Annotated in this window: 17 protein-coding genes and 1 tRNA gene; 10 read left to right on the top strand and 8 right to left on the bottom strand. The window is 33.2% G+C overall.

Going from position 1 to position 18,866, the window contains the following annotated elements; all coding sequences use genetic code 11:
* Positions 1-144: 144 nt before the first annotated feature.
* The gene (locus CXF54_RS15345; RefSeq protein ID WP_101204162.1) at positions 145-3,483 is read left to right on the top strand and encodes a reprolysin-like metallopeptidase; all 3,339 of its coding nucleotides are present in this window, start codon (positions 145-147) and stop codon (positions 3,481-3,483) included.
* A gap of 55 nt (positions 3,484-3,538) precedes the next feature.
* Here CXF54_RS15345 and pth read toward each other — a convergent pair whose 3' ends face one another.
* From pth to CXF54_RS15330, 3 genes are all read right to left on the bottom strand, one after another.
* On the bottom strand, positions 3,539-4,174 hold the full coding sequence (gene pth, locus CXF54_RS15340) for an aminoacyl-tRNA hydrolase (protein WP_101204161.1): 636 nt from the start codon (positions 4,172-4,174) through the stop codon (positions 3,539-3,541).
* A 74-nt stretch (positions 4,175-4,248) separates the two neighbouring features.
* Positions 4,249-4,869 (bottom strand): 50S ribosomal protein L25/general stress protein Ctc, encoded by a 621-nt coding sequence (locus CXF54_RS15335; protein ID WP_090838194.1) that lies wholly within the window; start codon positions 4,867-4,869, stop codon positions 4,249-4,251.
* 50 nt (positions 4,870-4,919) lie between these two features.
* Complete coding sequence (locus CXF54_RS15330) at positions 4,920-5,861, bottom strand: ribose-phosphate pyrophosphokinase (RefSeq protein ID WP_090838193.1); 942 nt, start codon at positions 5,859-5,861, stop codon at positions 4,920-4,922.
* 150 nt (positions 5,862-6,011) lie between these two features.
* Here CXF54_RS15330 and CXF54_RS15325 point away from each other — a divergent pair.
* Positions 6,012-6,091: transfer RNA gene (locus CXF54_RS15325), tRNA-Leu, on the top strand.
* 54 nt (positions 6,092-6,145) lie between these two features.
* Here CXF54_RS15325 and CXF54_RS15320 read toward each other — a convergent pair.
* Positions 6,146-7,156, bottom strand: a complete 1,011-nt coding sequence (locus CXF54_RS15320) for a LacI family DNA-binding transcriptional regulator (RefSeq protein ID WP_090838344.1) — start codon at positions 7,154-7,156, stop codon at positions 6,146-6,148.
* A gap of 8 nt (positions 7,157-7,164) precedes the next feature.
* On the bottom strand, positions 7,165-8,136 hold the full coding sequence (locus CXF54_RS15315) for a type I phosphomannose isomerase catalytic subunit (RefSeq protein WP_101204160.1): 972 nt from the start codon (positions 8,134-8,136) through the stop codon (positions 7,165-7,167).
* 154 nt (positions 8,137-8,290) lie between these two features.
* Between CXF54_RS15315 and CXF54_RS15310 the strand changes: the two genes are divergently transcribed.
* The 3 genes from CXF54_RS15310 to CXF54_RS15300 all read left to right on the top strand — a co-directional run bounded on the left by CXF54_RS15310 (position 8,291) and on the right by CXF54_RS15300 (position 11,028).
* A complete protein-coding gene (locus CXF54_RS15310) occupies positions 8,291-8,881 on the top strand; it encodes a HupE/UreJ family protein (protein ID WP_101204226.1) in 591 nt (196 codons plus the stop codon).
* Positions 8,882-9,001: 120 nt separating this feature from the next.
* The gene (locus CXF54_RS15305) at positions 9,002-9,433 is read left to right on the top strand and encodes a deoxycytidylate deaminase (RefSeq protein WP_090838190.1); all 432 of its coding nucleotides are present in this window, start codon (positions 9,002-9,004) and stop codon (positions 9,431-9,433) included.
* Entirely contained in the window at positions 9,433-11,028 is a 1,596-nt protein-coding gene (locus tag CXF54_RS15300; RefSeq protein ID WP_101204159.1) for a S41 family peptidase, read from the top strand. Before CXF54_RS15305 ends, CXF54_RS15300 begins: the two co-directional genes overlap by 1 nt.
* On the opposite strand, the gene CXF54_RS15295 is transcribed toward CXF54_RS15300, so the two are convergent.
* Genes CXF54_RS15295 through CXF54_RS15285 form a run of 3 tightly spaced genes read right to left on the bottom strand, consistent with a single transcriptional unit; the run spans position 11,025 to position 12,444 of the window.
* Positions 11,025-11,630 (bottom strand): FAD-dependent oxidoreductase, encoded by a 606-nt coding sequence (locus CXF54_RS15295; RefSeq protein ID WP_101204158.1) that lies wholly within the window; start codon positions 11,628-11,630, stop codon positions 11,025-11,027. The two genes, CXF54_RS15300 and CXF54_RS15295, sit on opposite strands and share 4 nt — an antisense overlap.
* Positions 11,630-11,827, bottom strand: coding sequence for a hypothetical protein (locus CXF54_RS15290; RefSeq protein WP_090838184.1), 198 nt, complete (start codon positions 11,825-11,827; stop codon positions 11,630-11,632). The genes CXF54_RS15295 and CXF54_RS15290 overlap by 1 nt, the downstream gene beginning before the upstream one ends.
* A gap of 35 nt (positions 11,828-11,862) precedes the next feature.
* A complete protein-coding gene (locus tag CXF54_RS15285) occupies positions 11,863-12,444 on the bottom strand; it encodes a MarC family protein (RefSeq protein WP_090838182.1) in 582 nt (193 codons plus the stop codon).
* 157 nt (positions 12,445-12,601) lie between these two features.
* Between CXF54_RS15285 and CXF54_RS15280 the strand changes: the two genes are divergently transcribed.
* The 5 genes from CXF54_RS15280 (at position 12,602) to CXF54_RS15260 (ending at position 18,845) form a co-directional block, all read left to right on the top strand.
* A complete protein-coding gene (locus CXF54_RS15280) occupies positions 12,602-13,171 on the top strand; it encodes a DUF3109 family protein (protein ID WP_101204157.1) in 570 nt (189 codons plus the stop codon).
* A 611-nt stretch (positions 13,172-13,782) separates the two neighbouring features.
* On the top strand, positions 13,783-14,763 hold the full coding sequence (locus CXF54_RS15275; protein ID WP_090838178.1) for a ribonucleotide-diphosphate reductase subunit beta: 981 nt from the start codon (positions 13,783-13,785) through the stop codon (positions 14,761-14,763).
* 216 nt (positions 14,764-14,979) lie between these two features.
* A complete protein-coding gene (locus tag CXF54_RS15270) occupies positions 14,980-17,460 on the top strand; it encodes a ribonucleoside-diphosphate reductase subunit alpha (protein WP_101204156.1) in 2,481 nt (826 codons plus the stop codon).
* Positions 17,461-17,592: 132 nt separating this feature from the next.
* A complete protein-coding gene (locus CXF54_RS15265) occupies positions 17,593-18,099 on the top strand; it encodes a zinc ribbon domain-containing protein (protein ID WP_101204155.1) in 507 nt (168 codons plus the stop codon).
* Positions 18,099-18,845, top strand: a complete 747-nt coding sequence (locus CXF54_RS15260; protein WP_101204154.1) for a CPBP family intramembrane glutamic endopeptidase — start codon at positions 18,099-18,101, stop codon at positions 18,843-18,845. The genes CXF54_RS15265 and CXF54_RS15260 overlap by 1 nt, the downstream gene beginning before the upstream one ends.
* Positions 18,846-18,866: the final 21 nt, after the last annotated feature.

The raw sequence follows: 18,866 nt of genomic DNA, 5'->3' as shown, positions 1-18,866 counted from the left end.
TTGATTTAAAAAAGAGTAATGGTTTATTTAAACTTTTTTTTGTAAAAGTGGCTATTTAATTATGCATGCATTAAAGTTGTTGTTAAATTTTTATTAATTAAACAATAGTTTCTTTAGATTTGAGTATTCAAAAATCTCTCACTTATGAAAACAAAAATACATTATGTTTTTTTACTAACTTTTTTGCTCTTCGCTAATATTGTTTTAGCTCAAGATGGAATATGGTCAAAAACAACATTTAATGAGAATGCCACTGGTATTTCTCTAAAAAATTTAGACAAGGATAACTCTGAAGTTTTTCAATTTAATATTCAAAATTTTAGACAACAATTATTAGGAGCGCCATTAAGAAGAACATCTCATGGAAAATCTAATACTATAGTTAGTTTTCCAAGTATTAATGGACAAAAGCATGAATTTAGAGTTGTAGAAACTCAAATTTTCTCGTCCAATGATAATATTGCACAGCATCCTAATATTAAAACATATCTAGGTTCAAGAACTGATAATTCAGGAACTAGAGTAAGATTTAGTGTAACACCTTTGGGTTTGAAAGGGATGATTTCAGAGCCAGGTAAAGAAACTGTTTACATTCAACCTATTACTAAAGTGTCTAATGGGCAGTATATTATTTATAATAGAACGGCTCAATTAAATTCTTCTGAAACATTTGAGTGTTTAACAGAGGATGTCGATATTTCTAAAAGAATTATTAGCAGCGAGGTGTCTCGCGATGCTAATGACCAATTATTAAGGACTTTTAGAATGGCAATGTCAGTAACTCAGGAGTATACTTCTTTTTGGGATGATGGAAATGCAGCAAATGGAGATGCTAGAGCAGATGCATTGGCCCAAATGATTTCTACTTTAGATAGAAATAATGAAGTTTTTGAAGTTGACATGGCTATTACATTTGTTTTAGTTGATACTGCGGATGACCCTGCGTTGGATTTAATTTATTCTACAGCAGTTCCAGATCCTTATGGGAGTAACTTAAACTCAGATTTACAATCTAATTTAACAGCAACTGTAGGAGAAACTGATTATGATATAGGTCATCTTTTGACTTTTGCAGCAAATAATGGTAATGCAGGATGTATAGGTTGTGTTTGTCAGAGTGGTAAGGGGAGTGGTTTTTCAGCTCACCAATTTACGGATAATGATGGAGGCCCTTTTATGGCTGATTTTTTTGATATTGACTATGTACCGCATGAAATTGGTCACCAAATGGGAGCAAATCATACATGGTCAAATAGTTCTGAAGGAACAGGAGTAAATGCAGAACCAGGTAGTGGAACAACTATTATGGGATATGCAGGTATTACCGGAGGTAATGATGTGCAGGATCATAGTGATCCTTATTTTCACTATTACAGTATTACTCAAATTTTGGATAATGTAACGACTGCTCCTAATAATTGTGCAGTAACTACTGCTATTACTAATAATCCTCCAGTTGCAGATGCTGGTGCAGATTATACGATCCCAATGGGTACAGCTTTTATTTTAAAAGGAGCTGCTACAGATGCTGATGCTACTGATACTTTAACGTATACTTGGGAGCAAACAGATGACGGGGTAACATCGTTTACAAATTTTGCGCCTACAAAAACAACAGGAGCAGTTTGGAGGTCAAGACCGCCAAGTACATCTCCTAACAGATATATGCCAATTTTAAGCAGAGTTTTAGATGGACAGTTGACTGAGTCTAATCCAGTAGAAACTGTAGATAATACTTCTTGGGAAACTGTTTCAACCGTAGGAAGAAACTTAAATTTTGCATTAACTGTAAGGGATCGATCTGAAGGTGGTGGTGTTGGCCAAATGCCTCAAACAGATTTTGATGAAATGTTAGTAACAGTCGATGGTGCCTCTGGACCTTTTGCTGTCACTTCTCAAACTACAAATGTTACTTGGGATGCAGGTTCGACTCAAGTAGTAAATTGGGATGTTTCGGGAACAGATGGAGGTGCTGTAAATACGCCTACAGTTAATATTTTATTATCTACGGATGGTGGATTAACATTTCCTTTGACTATTGCATCCAATGTGCCTAATGATGGATCTCATGATGTTGTTGTGCCAATTGGAGCAGTGACTTCTATGGCAAGAGTAATAGTAGAAGGGAATAATAATATATTTTATGCTGTTAACTCAACTAATTTTACAATTCAAGAGTCTGAGTTTGTTGTTAGTGTAACAAATCCAGAAATGGATGTTTGTGAACCGGCAAATGCAGTTTATAACTTTACATACAATACATTTTTAGGCTTTACTGGTACTACTAATTTTTCAGTATTAGGTCTGCCTGCAGGAGCATCTGCAGTTGTTAGTCCTGCATCTGCTACTGCTGATGGAACAACAGGTACTGTAACGGTATCTGGGACAGGATCATTACTTATTGGTTCTTATCCTTTTTCTTTAGAAGCTGTATCTGGTACGATTACTAAATCAGTGCCATTAACGCTTAATGTGTATAATGGTACTTTAGCAAGTGTTGTTTTGGCATCACCCTTAGATGGGGCTATAGATGTTGCTTCTGATGTAGAATTGTCTTGGGATTTAGATCCTAATGCAGTAGATTATTTAGTTGAAATAGCAACAGATGCTAGTTTTGGAACTATTGTAGAGTCTGCAACAATACAAACTAATATGTATACAGCGTCAATGTTAGATGTAAATACTGATTATTTTTGGAGAGTAACTAGTTCTAATCAGTGTGCTTCTTCCAATCCATCAGCGGTATTTACTTTTAAAACTGCTAATTTGACTTGTGGAATATATACGGATAGTGTAGCACAAAATATCTCTGCAAGTGGAGCAGGAAATACGGTTGTTTCTACTGTCAATATCCCTGAAGATTTTCCAATTACAGATGTTAATGTAACTGTTGATATTACACATACGTGGTCTGCTGATTTAGATATAACTTTAACTAGTCCAAATGGGACAGTGGTTGAGTTAACGTCGGATAATGGAAGTAGTGGAGATAACTATACAGGTACTATTTTTGATCAAGAGGGAACTGATGGATTAATTACAGCAGGTGCTGCTCCGTTTACAGGTAGTTTTATTCCGGAAGGAGATTTATCTACTTTATATGGTGAGATGTCTGCTGGAGACTGGGTGTTAACTATTGTTGATGATGCTAATTTTGACGGAGGTACTTTCAATAGTTTTGATTTAGAAGTTTGTGTAATGCGTACGTTATCAGCATCAGATTTTAATACTTCAATCTCAGATTTTACAGTATATCCTAACCCAAACAATGGGTCGTTTAATGTTAAGTTAAATAGCATTTCAACTAAAAATGTTGTTTTAGCGGTTTATGATATTAGAGGAAGAAGTGTATTTTATAAAACATACCAAAGTTCTCCTACTTTTAACGAAACAGTTAACTTAGAAAATGTACAATCAGGAATGTACATGCTACAAGTTAGTGATGGGGTTAATAAACAAACTAAAAAAGTTATTGTTAAGTAGTAGTAATACAATTATTAAATAATAAAAAAAAGGAAGCTATTTAGCTTCCTTTTTTTTATTTACCATTATATGTATTCATGGTATTATTTATTCCTGCTGTTCCAAATGATTTTACAACTTCTGCCGATTTTTCTAAGCGTTCTGGTAGTTTTTTGTTTTCTTCATCCTCCCATTCGCCTAAAACATAATCCACTTGTCTTCCGGTGCTAAAGGCATCACTAATTCCGAATCTAAACCTATTGTATTTGCTGGTGTTTAATTTTTCTTGTGTGTCTTTTAGTCCATTGTGACCACCATCACTTCCTTTGGTCTTTATTCTTAAACTTCCAAAAGGTAGATTTAAATCGTCGGTAATGACTAATAAATTTTCTAAAGGAATCTTTTCTTTAGTCATCCAGTATAGGATTGATTTCCCGCTTAAATTCATGTATGTGCTAGGCTTAAGGAGTATAAACGTACGTCCTTTAAATCTAAAAGTAGCAACATCACCTAGTTTTTGAGTTTCAAAGGTTATGCTTTCTTTTTCAGCTAAAAAATCTAAGACCTTAAAACCAATATTGTGACGCGTATTTTCGTACTTAGCACCAATATTTCCTAGGCCAACAATTAAGAATTTTTTCATAGGATCTTGTTCTTCAATGGTGTTTGATATTTTTTTTGTTTTAAAGCGTGTAATAATCCAATCAAACATGATACTTTTTTTGTAAAAATAAAAAAGCATCCTGAATTAACAGAATGCTTTTTTTAAATATTTAACTAAAGATGTTATTCTTGAGTCGCTTCTGGTGCATCTGCTCCTTCTGCTTCTCCTTCATCATCATCTTCGTCTACTGTAATAGCAGCTCTAGAACGTCTTACTAAACATACAACAGTGTTATCTGGGTGCATGAAAGTGTAGTCTTCGTTTACTAAAGAAGTAATATAAAGTTTATTACCAATTTTAAGATCTTCGATGTTTGCATCGATAAAATCAGGTAAATTTCCTGGTACCGCTTTAACTCTTAAGCTACGTTTGTTTTTACGTAAAACACCACCATTTCTAACTCCACGAGGGTTTCCAATGTAGTTAAGTGGAATGTCCATTGTTACTTCTTTATCTGCAAATGTTTGGTAGAAATCTACGTGTAAGATTCTATCTGTTACAGGGTGAAATTGGATATCTTGTAAGATAGCGTCAAATTTCTCACCACTTTCTAACTCAATAACAACTGTATGCGCATTTGGTGTGTATACAAGTTTTGAGAAGGCTAATTCTGGTGCAGAGAAATGCACTTGGTTGTCTCCTCCGTATAATACGCAAGGAACCTGACCAGCATTACGTAAGGCTTTTGTTACTTTCTTGCCCACGCTTTCTCTTTTGGATCCGTTGATTGTAATTGATTTCATTTGTGTTTATTTATATTTAATTATTTGTATTCTTTTTTTTGAGCTCGTTTTTACATTAAAAACTTAGAGCTAATAGACTTATTATAATGTACATTTTGCATTACTTCAGCAAATAAATCTGCACAACTTAATACTTTTATTTTTTTACTTTCTTGTCTAAGTGGAATGGAATCTGTTACTATCAGTTCTTCTAATTTTGAATTTTCTATACGATTGTATGCATCCCCTGATAAAATTGGATGTGTACAGATTGCTCTTACGCTAAGGGCGCCACGTTCCATCATTAAATCGGCAGCTTTTGTTAATGTTCCGGCTGTATCTACCATGTCATCAACTAATACTACGTTTTTTCCTGTTACATCTCCAATTAACTCCATGTGAGAAATAACATTAGCTTTAGCACGTTGCTTATAGCATATTACAACATCACTTTGTAGCGCTTTTGAATAAGCATAAGCACGTTTTGATCCTCCCATATCTGGAGAAGCAATAGTTAAGTTGTCAAGATTTAACTCTTTTAAATAGGGTAAGAAAATTGTTGAAGCAAATAAATGGTCTACTGGCTTCTCGAAAAAACCTTGTATTTGATCAGCATGTAAATCCATTGTTACAATTCTAGTTGCACCAGCTGTTTCCAACATTTTAGCTACTAATTTAGCAGCAATTGGTACTCTAGGTTTGTCTTTACGGTCTTGTCTAGCCCAACCAAAATAAGGTAATACTGCAGTGATGTGTCTTGCAGACGCACGTTTTGCAGCATCAATCATTAACAACATTTCCATCAAATTTTCAGAACTAGGATTTGTTGATCCTATAATAAAAATACGTGTTCCTCTAATAGATTCTTCGTAAGATGGTTGAAATTCACCATCGCTATAAGTAGAGGTAATTACTTTACCTAAATCAGTTCCGTAAGCAGCTGCAATTTTCTCTGCTAAAGCTTTACTTTGCGTAATTGAAAATATTTTAGCTTCGGGCTTTGTATTCGGCATTGTTAATCTGTTGTTGTGTAGGTTTTTAGCCTGCGTGATTTTTAATAAGGTGCAAATTTACTATAATTTTTCAGCTTTAAAAGATATTAGACGCTATTTTTAAAGGATTTGTCTAAAATATATTTATTTTTGCCAAATCAAATTCAGATTGCTCAAGTGGCGGAATTGGTAGACGCGTCGGATTCAAAATCCGATTCTTCGGAGTGCGGGTTCGATTCCCGCCTTGAGTACTAAGTAAAACCTTCAGCTTTATAAGTTGAAGGTTTTTTATTTTTAGAACTGTTTTATTTTGAAGAATCTCTAATAACTATATCTGTTTCCACGGTCTCAATACTAGTTGTGGTGATATTGTTTTGAAGCTTGTTAATTAAAAGAGTAGCTGCTTTTTCTCCTATAATTTCACCGTGCTGACTAATAGTAGTAAGTCTTGGATTGGAGTGTCTTGCTAAAATACCGTTTGAAAAGGCTAAGATGGAAAGGTCTTCTGGTATTTTTATTCCTTTTTCTTGAGCTATTTTCATAGCTGCAATCGCAACAGATTCGTTTGAGGCTATTAAGGCATCAAATGTATGGTCAAACAATGGTCTTACAACTGCATCATGATTTCTGTAATACATCTCATGAGTGGTAATTATAATGTCTTTGTCTTCCTCTATATTGTTGTTCTTTAATCCGGCTAAATACCCTTCATGACGCAGTTTTCCAACACTTAAATCCATGTTTGCGCCAGCAAAAGCTATTTTTTTACTGCCTTTATTTTTAAAATAGTTTACAGCATTTACAGAAGCCATAAAATCGTTAGTAATAACTTTGTCACAATTAATGTCTTCTACAACACGGTCAAACATGACTAGTGGGATTTCTTTTTCGATGCAAGAATTAAAATGTTGATACTCTTTTTGAGCTTCTGTTTCTTCAGCAACAGATAAAATAAATCCATCTACAACACCTGTTGACAACATCTGTATTGTTTCAATTTCTTTTTGAAGAGACTCGTTAGATATACAGGTTATTATTTTATATCCTTTTTGTGTAGCTACTTTTTCTATTCCTTTTAATACTTGAGCAAAGTAATAGTTAAGCATGTTTGGGATAATTATCCCAATAGTTTTTGTGCGTTGGTTTTTTAAACTTAACGCGTTAAAATTTGGTGTGTAGTTTATTTCTTTGGCGTAAGCTTTAATTTCTTCAGATGTAGCTTTACTTATTTCAGGACTGTCGTTTAGCGCTTTAGAAACGGTAGAAATTGAAACACTAAAATGAATAGCGATATCTTTTAAAGTAATTTTTTTCATAGCTTGTATTATAAATAAACTTCTAACAATTGGCAATAGTCGGAAGATAATAAAATGTTTTCAATAGCAGCGGGAAGTAATATGGTTTCGCCTCTTTTTAGACTAAATACATTCTTATTCCACTGTAATGTCGTGCTTCCGTCTACACAGATGTATATTACAAAAGAATCTAAAGTTGAATAATCTTTTTGTAAATCACCTTCTACTTGTATAAAATTAGTTTTAAAGTAAGGCGAATGTATTAACGTGTTAGATTTGTTAGGTGCTTTGCTATAGGTTGTTTTATAGTTTTCGTGTACTTCAAAATCAATAACATGTTTTGCTAGCTCTGTATGAAGCTCTCTTTTTAGTCCAGTAGCTTCTTCTATTCTGTCGTAATCATAAATACGGTAGGTTATATCTGATGTTTGCTGTATTTCTGCCAATAATACACCTGCTCCAATAGCGTGTACGTAACCAGTTGGAATGTAAAAAGCGTCTCCTTTTTTTACAACTTCGTTATGCATTACATTTAAGAGTGTGTTGTTTTCTAGGCTTGATTCAAATTGATTTAAAGTAATTTGTTCTTTAAAGCCAACAATTAATTCTGCTTCTTTTTCAGCTTGCATGACATACCACATTTCATTTTTTCCAAACGAATTATGGCGTTCTATTGCGATTTCGTTACTTGGGTGTACTTGAATAGAAAGCGGTGTTTTTGCGTCAATAAACTTAATTAGTAATGGAAAGTCGTTGCCAAAAGTATTGTAAACTGATGTGCCTAAAAAGGCGTCTTTATATTTTTTTATTAATTGTTTTAATGTAAAACCTTTTAATTCGCCCTCTAAAACTTCGTTTTCGTCATTTTTAACATCAGAAATTTCCCAAGATTCACCAATGTTTTCTTCGGTAAAGCTTTTGCCTAATTCTGTTCTCAGTTTGTTGCCACCCCAAATTTTATATTTGTAAAGCGGTTTAAATTTTAGTGGGTATAATGTCATTGATTGCATAATAGTCTGGGGTCAAATTTACCAAACTATCAGTATATTTTATAGTTTTTTAGCAAATCCTTTTTTTTATGGTGTTATAATCACAGAATTTGGAAAGCATTTTTGTTTTTATGTATCTTTACAGCAACCCTAAAACTCAATGTTTATGCTCCAAGACTTTTGGCTACACGTACAATACGGTATTAATCACGTGCTAGATATTAATGCTTATGATCACGTTTTATTTTTAATAGTTTTAGCTGTTCCGTATTTGTTTAGAGATTGGAAACGAGTGCTTTGGCTAGTTACTACGTTTACTGTTGGTCATACTATTTCGTTAGTGTTGGCTAGTTATGGAATGGTTAAAATTGATGGTAATTTAATAGAGTTTTTAATACCTGTTACCATCATGATTGTGGCTATATATAATGTGTTTACAGCAGGAAAACAGTCTAAAAGTCAAAAAATGGGTCTGTTATTTGTTTCTACTTTGTTTTTTGGATTGGTCCATGGATTTGGATTTGCAAGAGAGTTTAGGATGAGTTTAGATAAAGGAGATAGTAAGTTACTTAGGCTTTTTGAGTTTGCTTTAGGTATTGAAATTGCTCAAATTATTATAGTGTTTATAATCCTGTTTTTAGGATATATTTTTCAAACCGTATTTAGATTTTCTAAACGTGATTGGGTAATGGTTATATCTGCAATAGTTATTGGTCTTGTTATCCCGATGCTTTTAAATAGTCCTATGCTAGACTAGTTTTCACTAAAGTTTTCATAAAACTTATTGTTTAGAATTGTAATTGAAATATGAAGCGAGTATCTTCGTTAGTATTCAAACACGTCTTTGTGCGCGTTTTCATTTGTATATTACCAAATTATGTCAAAACAAAAACAACTTAAATACGATAAAGCTTATCTTAGAATTGCTACAGAATGGGGGAAATTATCTTCATGTAAACGTAAGCAAGTCGGAGCCTTAATAGTTAAAGACCGAATGATAATTTCAGATGGTTATAACGGTACGCCAAGTGGTTTTGAAAACTATTGTGAAGATGACGAAGGTTATACAAAATGGTATGTTTTACATGCGGAAGCTAATGCTATTTTAAAAGTAGCATCTTCTACCCAATCTTGTAAAGGGGCGACGTTATATATAACCATGTCGCCTTGTAAAGAGTGTAGTAAGTTAATACACCAAGCAGGAATTATTCGTGTGGTTTACAATCAAGGATATAAAGACGATTCTGGGCTTAAATTTTTAGAAAAGGCTGGTATCGATTTGCAATTAATAGAACAATTAGAAGAATAATGTCTAAAGCCAAAATATATTTTCCTTTAATAATAGGTGTTGCAATTGCGGCAGGTATTTTTATTGGCGGAAAACTAAATTTTGGAGATACATCAGATAAGTTATTTACTGCTAATAGTAAAAAGGATAAGCTTAATAGGCTTATTGATTATATAGACTATGAGTATGTAGAAGATGTTAATACGGATAGCATCGTAGATGTTACGGTAAATGGTATTCTAAATAACTTAGATCCGCATTCTGTTTATATTCCTAAAGAAGACATGCAGAAAGTTACCGAAAACATGAAAGGTAATTTTGTTGGTATTGGTATAAACTTCTACACGTTTAAAGATACAATTACGGTCATTAAAACGATTGAGAATGGTCCTAGTGCTAAAGCTGGAATTGTTGGTGGTGATAGGATTGTGTCTGCTAATGGAGAGTCGCTTTTAGGTGGTGGTTATGATAATGATACGCTAGTAGATAAGTTAAAAGGGGAGCGGTATTCTAATTTAATATTAGAAGTCTTTAGAAAAGGAACGCCAGATCTATTATCGTTTGACGTCACAAGGGATGAGGTGTCTATTAAAAGTGTTGATGCTGCTTACATGTTAACGGAAACATTAGGTTATATAAAAATAAACCGTTTTGCAGAAAGTACTTATAAAGAGTTTAGTAAAGCATTAAAAAATTTAAAGCAGCAAGGTGCTACTGGTTTAGCTTTAGATTTAAGAGGAAACCCAGGTGGTTTCTTAGAGATTGCAGTAAATATTGTAGACGAGTTTTTGGAAGATGACAAACTTGTGGTCTATACTAGGAATAAAAAAGGAAAAGAAGATAGGAGTTACGCAACAAGTAGAGGCGAGTTTGAGGAAGGTCATGTTTATGTTATGATTGACGAGAACTCTGCTTCTGCATCCGAGATTATTGCTGGTGCTTTACAAGATAACGATAAAGGGACTATTGTTGGAAGACGATCTTATGGTAAAGGTTTAGTGCAACGCGAAATGAAATTAGGTGATGGTAGTGCGGTCCGTTTAACGGTTTCAAAGTATTATACACCAACAGGTCGGTCAATCCAACGTTCTTATGAAAACGGGAACAGAGATTATTACGATGATTTTGCAGATCGTTTAAATAGAGGGGAGCTTTTAGATGAAAAGAAAATAGAGGTAGCAGATTCATTAAAATTTAAAACACCTAAAGGAAACATTGTATATGGAGGCGGTGGTATAATACCAGATGTATTTGTGCCTTACGATACTAGTATGCAAAACGAAACCCTTACGTTTTTAGAAAAAAGAGGGTATTTAAATAATTTTATTTTTGAACAGTTGGATAAAGATAGAGCTACCTATGCAGCTATTTCTAAATCAGATTTTTTTGAGAATTTTACAATTAGTGATACTATGGTGCATGCTTTAGAGGATTACTTAAAACTAAAAACACGATCAAATATTGTTTTTGTTGCCTATAAAGAAGAGGTTAAACACTACTTAAAAGCTACTTTAGCAGAACAGTTATTTGGTTTTGGTGCTTACTTTAAAATTTTAAACAAGCATGATATTATGATAGATAAAGTCATTGATTTAAATCAAACGTCTAGTAACTAGGCTTTATCATGCACTTTAGTGTGCTTTCCATTATTCCATAACGTTAAAATATCCGTAGCAACATGTGCTCCGCTTCCTGAAGCGATAGCAAACTGACTTCTCCAACCCGCCAATGTGCCAGCAACATATAAATTGTCTTTGATTAGGTGGTCTGTGTTCTCTAACCAGATTCTATCTTTTTCAATAGCGGCTTTTGGATGTGGTTTAATGTAGTTTTCTAAACCTTTAATGTTTAGTAGATTGGTGTAGCCAACTGCAATTACAACACGTTTTGCGGTGTAAGTTGTTTTGTTGGTTATAATGCTAAAACCATGTTCGGATTCAGTTATTTGTTCTACTTTTTCTTTATCGATTTGTACTACTTGTGGGTATAAAGTGGCTAATTGTTGCGCACCTTCCTCAAGTATGTCTTTACCTAAACTACCAGGTTGTAAACCTAAAACATTATTGAATAAAGCATTTTGTAGATGCGATGTTTTTTGATGCATAACAATAGCAACCGTTTTGCCTTCCGCAAAGGGTTTGCTTAAACCAGAGCCTAAAACTAAAGCACAAGATAAGCCTGCAGCACCGCCACCTATTATTATAGTGTCAAATTGCATTAGCCTTTGGTTTTTGCTTCAATTTTTTTAGAAACACGTAAGATTTGTACTAAAGCAATAGCGCAAAGCGAAGCTAAAATGGTAATCATGGCAACAATACTTTCGCCTTGAAATAAAGCAGAAAAATCAAGTTTGCCAGCGTTGTAAATTATTAACGCAATAGCTAAAATAGTTGTGATATAGGTAAATAGTTTCATTGAAAAAATTTTTACAAAAATACAATAATTACGGATTAAGCTAATAGTATTTTGATGTTATCAGTAAATAGCTTGACTGCTATGGCTAATAAAATCACTCCAAATACTTTTCTAATTATGTTTATCCCGTTTTGTCCAATAAAGCGTTCTATACGTCTTGAAGTTTTTAACACAATGTAAATAACAATAACGTTTAAAATAACCGCTATTATAATGTTTTTTATGTCGTATTCTGCGCGTAATGATAATAGGGTTGTTAAGCTTCCTGGTCCTGCAATTAGAGGGAATGCCAAAGGAAACACAGAAGCTGTTATAGGATTTGTGTCTTCTTCTTTATATAAGGTTATACCTAAAATCATTTCTAAAGCAATAAAGAATAAAATAAAGGATCCTGCTACCGCAAAAGAGCTCACGTTAATACCAATTAGATTTAGGATACTTTTTCCTAAAAATAGAAATGCAATTAGGATAACTCCAGCTATAATTGCTGCTTTTTCACTTTGAATATGTCCAACTTTTTTACGTAAATCTATGATAATCGGGATGTTTCCAACAATATCGATTACTGCAAATAGCACCATAAAGACCGTGAATATTTCTTTAAAATTGATAGGCATGATTTTATAATTTAAATTATCCTGAAATTTTCGGCAAAAATAGTGGTAATTGATTGAAATACAATAGTAAACTAACTAGAAGTTTTACTTTTTAGATAAACACCTTATACTTTAATTAGATATTTTATATTTGCTAAAAAACAATTAAGACGTAATTATGTTTCAATTAGGTAAAACAATAGTGTCTGAGTCTATAATCGAAAAAGATTTTGTGTGTAACCTGTCTGCTTGTAAAGGGGCATGTTGTGTAGAAGGGGATGCGGGAGCACCTTTGAGCGAAGAAGAAGCACGGATTTTAAAAGAAATTTATCCTAAGGTTAAGCCGTATTTGCGTGAAGAAGGTATTGCGTCTATTGAGGCTCAAGGAACATCAATAATTACTGGTTTTGGGGATCTTGAAACACCTCTAGTTGGTGGTGCAGAATGTGCTTATGTTACTTTTGATGACAAAAAAACAGCGATGTGCGGTATTGAACAAGCCTATAATGCTGGTGAGGTAGAGTGGAAGAAGCCTGTGTCATGTCATTTATACCCGATTAGAGTTAAGGATTATACTGAGTTTTCTGCCGTAAATTATGATAAATGGGATATTTGTGATGATGCCTGTTCTTTAGGTAAGGAGTTACAAGTGCCAGTTTATAAATTTGTAAAAGAAGCTTTGGTAAGAAGATTTGGTGAAGATTGGTATACTGAATTAGAGAAAGTGGCAAGTAAAATGTCAAGATAATAATTGGAGTCTTTTCTTTATTGTTTTTTGTAAAAATCAGAGTGGCTTATTGTTCGATTTGATGTCTAATTCTTGTTTTGTAAAGCAAATCTGACACACTAATTGATGTCAATTATTTTCTCAAATAATAATTGTGTTTGTTAAGGCTGTTAATCAATAAATATTTTACGATTAAATTCATAAAAAACAATCATTTTAATATTTTTAGGAGAGTCAAAACGACGCTTTTTTAGATTTTGTTTTTGTGTATTTTGTTGACTTTCAGTGTTGTGACCGCTTGTTTTTCTTGTAAAAAGTTGTTTCTATTTAAGCGTCAGTATATTGCGGATTTCTGAAAATTATCATAAAAAAGGAGTTATAAAGTAGTGATTTTTTTTGTTATTTCAGACTTTTTTCGGTTTAATTTTCGGAATAAAAACTTATTAAAAACTAAATAATTCCGCAACATCAGTAACAGCCACTTGTAGCCCCACATTTCAACAATCAATGTTAAAAACTTTGAGAAAATTTAGCACAAACCACCTTTTAAAATCATAGATTATTTCCAATCTTTGTTAGTCCCAAGTCAAGGCAGATAATCGCAATTTAAAATCACAGAAAAACCCAATACAATGTCGCAAGAAATAGAGCCAATTTTAGCAGAAAACAAAGATAGATTTGTTATTTTCCCTATTCAACATCATGATTTATGGGAATGGTATAAAAAATCTATGGCTAGCATTTGGACAGCAGAGGAGATTGATTTACATCAAGACATTACGGATTGGACAGAAAAATTAACTGACGACGAGCGTTACTTTATCAAACACGTGTTAGCATTTTTTGCTGCTAGTGATGGGATTGTTAACGAAAATTTAGCTGAAAACTTTGTAAACGAAGTACAGTATAGTGAAGCAAAATTCTTTTATGGTTTCCAAATTATGATGGAAAACATACACAGTGAAACGTATTCATTATTAATTGATACATATGTTAAAGACGAAACTGAGAAAAATGGTTTATTTAACGCAATTGAAACGTTTCCAGCTATTAAGAAAAAAGCAGATTGGGCACTTAAATGGATTGATTCTCCAAGTTTTGCAGAACGTTTAATTGCGTTTGCAGCAGTAGAAGGGATTTTCTTTTCAGGTTCGTTTTGTGCTATATTTTGGTTGAAAAAACGTGGTATTATGCCAGGTTTAACGTTTTCTAACGAATTGATTTCTCGTGACGAAGGAATGCATTGTGATTTTGCAGTACACCTTCATGAAAATCATTTAGTTAATAAAGTACCAAAAGAACGTATTAAAGAAATTATAGTAGATGCCTTAAACATTGAAAGAGAATTTATAACAGAATCTCTTCCTGTAAGTTTAATTGGTATGAATTCTAAATTAATGACTCAGTATCTTGAGTTTGTAACCGATAGTTTATTAGATGACTTAGGTTGCGATAAGGTATATAATACCGCTAATCCATTTGACTTTATGGAAATGATATCACTACAAGGTAAAACTAACTTTTTTGAAAAAAGAGTGGGAGATTACCAAAAAGCTGGTGTTATGAACAAAGAAGTTGATGAGGATAAATACAATATGGATTTCGATTTTTAATATCGACGTCAAATCGTAAATAATTTTATTTGGAGACATAAATAATATAGGCATTACGTATGTAATGCTAAGTACTAATTTTTGCTCCAATGCTAGGAATATAATTAATCACTAAACAAGTAGGTTGCTGGAATACAGCTTATTGTAAGTTTAGGTTAGGATGTTAACCCCTTTTCTGAAAGGCGAATCAGGAAAGCATTAAAAAATGTGTAAAGTATGTATGTAATTAAAAGAGACGGAAGAAAAGAACAAATAATGTTCGACAAAATTACTGCCAGAGTGCGTAAGTTGTGCTATGGCTTAAACGAACTTGTAGATCCATTAAAAGTGGCCATGCGTGTAATTGAAGGATTATATGATGGTGTAACTACTAGTGAGTTAGATAATTTAGCTGCAGAGGTTGCAGCAACAATGACGACGTCTCATCCAGATTATGCACGTTTAGCTGCTCGTATATCAGTATCTAACTTACACAAAAACACTAAAAAGACATTTAGTGAAGTAATGCATGATTTGTATGTATACGTAAACCCAAGAACAGGTAAGGAAGCTCCTTTATTATCTGATGAGGTGTACAAAGTTATCATGGATAATAAAGAAAAATTAGACTCAACGATTATCTATAATCGTGATTTTAGTTATGATTATTTTGGATTTAAAACTTTAGAGCGTTCATACTTATTAAAACTTAATGGACAAATTGCCGAAAGACCACAGCATATGTTAATGCGTGTCTCTATCGGAATCCATTTAAACGATTTAGATTCAGCTATCGAAACATACGAGCTGATGTCTAAAAAATTCTTTACACACGCAACGCCAACACTTTTCAATTCCGGAACGCCAAAACCACAAATGTCTTCATGCTTTTTATTAGCAATGCAAGACGATAGTATTGATGGTATATATGACACATTAAAACAAACTGCTAAAATATCGCAATCTGCAGGAGGTATTGGATTATCTATCCATAATGTACGTGCTACAGGTAGTTATATTGCAGGAACAAATGGTACTAGTAACGGTATTGTGCCTATGTTAAAGGTTTTTAATGATACAGCACGTTACGTAGATCAAGGTGGTGGAAAACGTAAAGGAAGTTTTGCAATGTATATCGAACCTTGGCATGCTGATATTTTTAGCTTTTTAGATTTAAAGAAAAATACAGGAGCAGAAGAGTTACGTGCACGTGATTTATTTTACGCCATGTGGATGCCTGATTTATTTATGGCTCGTGTGCAAGACAATGCAGAGTGGACGTTAATGTGTCCAAATGAATGTCCTGGATTATCTGATGTGCATAGTGAAGAGTTTGAAGCATTATATACTAAGTATGAAGCAGAAGGAAAAGGACGAAAGTCTATAAAAGCACGTGAGCTTTGGGAGAAAATTTTAGAGTCTCAAATCGAAACAGGAACACCTTACATGTTGTATAAAGATGCAGCAAACCGTAAGTCAAACCAGAAAAATTTAGGGACTATTAAGTCGTCTAACTTATGTACGGAAATTATGGAGTATACTTCTAAAGATGAAGTTGCTGTTTGTAATCTAGCGTCTATAGCGTTACCAATGTTTATTAAAAATGGAGAATTTGACCATAAAGAGTTATTCCGTATTACTAAGCGTGTCACTAAAAACTTAAACAGAGTAATTGATCGTAATTACTACCCTGTTAAAGAAGCAGAAAACTCTAACTTCCGTCATAGACCAGTTGGTTTAGGTGTGCAAGGATTAGCAGATGCATTTATTAAATTGCGTATGCCTTTTACTAGTGATGAAGCAAAAGCATTAAATCAAGATATTTTTGAAACACTTTACTATGCTGCATTAACAGCTAGTATGGAAGAAGCAAAAGTAGACGGACCATACCAAACGTATGAAGGATCTCCAATAAGTCAAGGACAATTCCAACATAACTTATGGAATATTCAAGAAGATACTTTAAGCGGTCGTTGGGACTGGGATAAATTAAGAAAAGATGTTAAAAAACATGGTGTACGTAACTCATTATTAGTTGCGCCAATGCCAACAGCATCTACAAGTCAAATATTAGGTAATAACGAGTGTTTTGAGCCTTACACGTCTAACATTTATACACGTCGTGTATTATCAGGAGAGTTTATTGTAGTAAACAAGCATTTATTAGAAGATTTAGTAGACTTAGGATTATGGAATGATGATCTTAAAAACGAAATCATGAGATCTAACGGTTCTGTTCAAGATGTAGATATTATTCCTCAAGACATAAAGGATTTATACAAAACAGTTTGGGAGTTAAGCATGAAAGACATTATTGACATGTCTAGACAACGTGGTTATTTTATAGATCAATCACAATCGCTTAACTTATTCTTAGAAGGTGCAACTATGGCTAAACTAACATCTATGCATTTTTACGCATGGAAAAGTGGTTTAAAAACAGGAATGTACTACTTAAGATCTAAGAGTGCAGTGGACGCTAAGAAAATGACAGTTACAAAACAAAAGAAAGCTGAGCCAGTAGAAGTTAAAGCTACGGTTGAGGTTGCTAATAATGATGGTGTTGCACAAAAGCAGCAAGCAGCAGCAGATGCAGCAGCTAAATTTGCAAATACCTCTAGTGTTAAAGGAGAAGCAATGTCGCCGGAAGAAATGAAAGCATTAATTGCTCAGGCTAAAGAAGCAGAAGGTGATGATTGCCTTATGTGCGGGTCTTAAAAAGAATGGATAAGATTGCTGAGCTTATCTAAATTAAAGTGTTATAATCTAAAAAAGCATCCAGAAATGGATGCTTTTTTTATTTAAAAACTACAATATTATAGTATCTTTCTATTTCAAAACGAACCCTTAATGGAAGCTCCTAAAATTATCACATCCGCATTAGAATGCAAAAACTGCGATTCGGTTATACGAGAAGAAGATTCATTTTGTGAAGAATGTGGGTATCCAATAAAAGGAACAGAACAGGACGTTGCTAAGTTTTATGCTAAACGCGTGATGAATAAGCGTAAAAACAATAATGCAGCTGAAAAAATAAAATCAGCTAGAAATACGCTGTATGTTATAGCGGGTATTGTTCTTGTTTTTGGCTTGTTTTTATACTTTCAAGATAGTGATGTTGGTGCCTTACTTATAAATGTTATTGTCGGTTTTATTTATGTAATATTAGGATCGTGGTCCAACCGAAAACCTTTAGTAGCGCTACTTTTAGGTTTGCTATTATATTTGACTGTTATAGTTATATCAGCTATTGCTGATCCGTTAACATTGGTTGCAGGTATAATTTGGAAAGTCTTAATTATTGTATTTTTAGCTAAAGGAATCTATTCTGCGTCTTCAATAACCAAATCTGCTTAATGGAGTTATCTTGTAAGCATTGTCATGCAGCTTTTGAAACTGAAGTAAAATTCTGTTCTCAATGCGGAACCGCTGTTGGCAAAACGACAACCATAACAAAAATTAAAAATGTAAATACTATTATTGGCTTTTATATAGCAATGTTGGTATTTATCGTATTAGTGTATTATATAGAGCTCACATTTCCGTTTAATCTAGAAGCTGATATTCTTGTCGAAATTGGTTTTGCTTGCATCGTCGTTGGTTTTGCTTCTTTAAATTTAAAACCGCTTTTAAAGCTGTATAGTTTTGATAATGTGAATTTAAAACTGATTGGGTTTTCAATCATAACGCCTATTATTACTAGTTTTTTTGTTTACTTTTTTATCGAATTTGTTAATTACCTATTTTCGGCAGGAGATGTTGCAAACTATTACGAGAGTTACTTATACTTAGATCATCCTTTATTCTGGGCGATATTATTTACAGCTATTACACCTCCAATTATTGAAGAATTGGCCTTTAGAGGTGTTCTTTTTAATCAATTAAAACAGGTTACTACGGACAAGTTAACCATTGTTGCAACTGCCTTTTTATTTGCTTTAATACATTTTTCTGTGCTATCCTTTCTTTGGATTTTCCCTTTTGGTTTATTGCTAGGGTATTTAAGAAGTCGATACAATACACTATGGTTAGGAATGATTATTCATTTTTTACACAACTTGATTGTTTTGATGCTAGATTACTATAATTTTTATTCGTTTTAAAACAAAAAAAAGCACCCAATT

The organism is Olleya sp. 1-3, from assembly GCF_002836085.1.
GTDB lineage: Bacteria > Bacteroidota > Bacteroidia > Flavobacteriales > Flavobacteriaceae > Olleya > Olleya namhaensis.
This window is presented reverse-complemented; position numbering and strand designations above follow the sequence as displayed.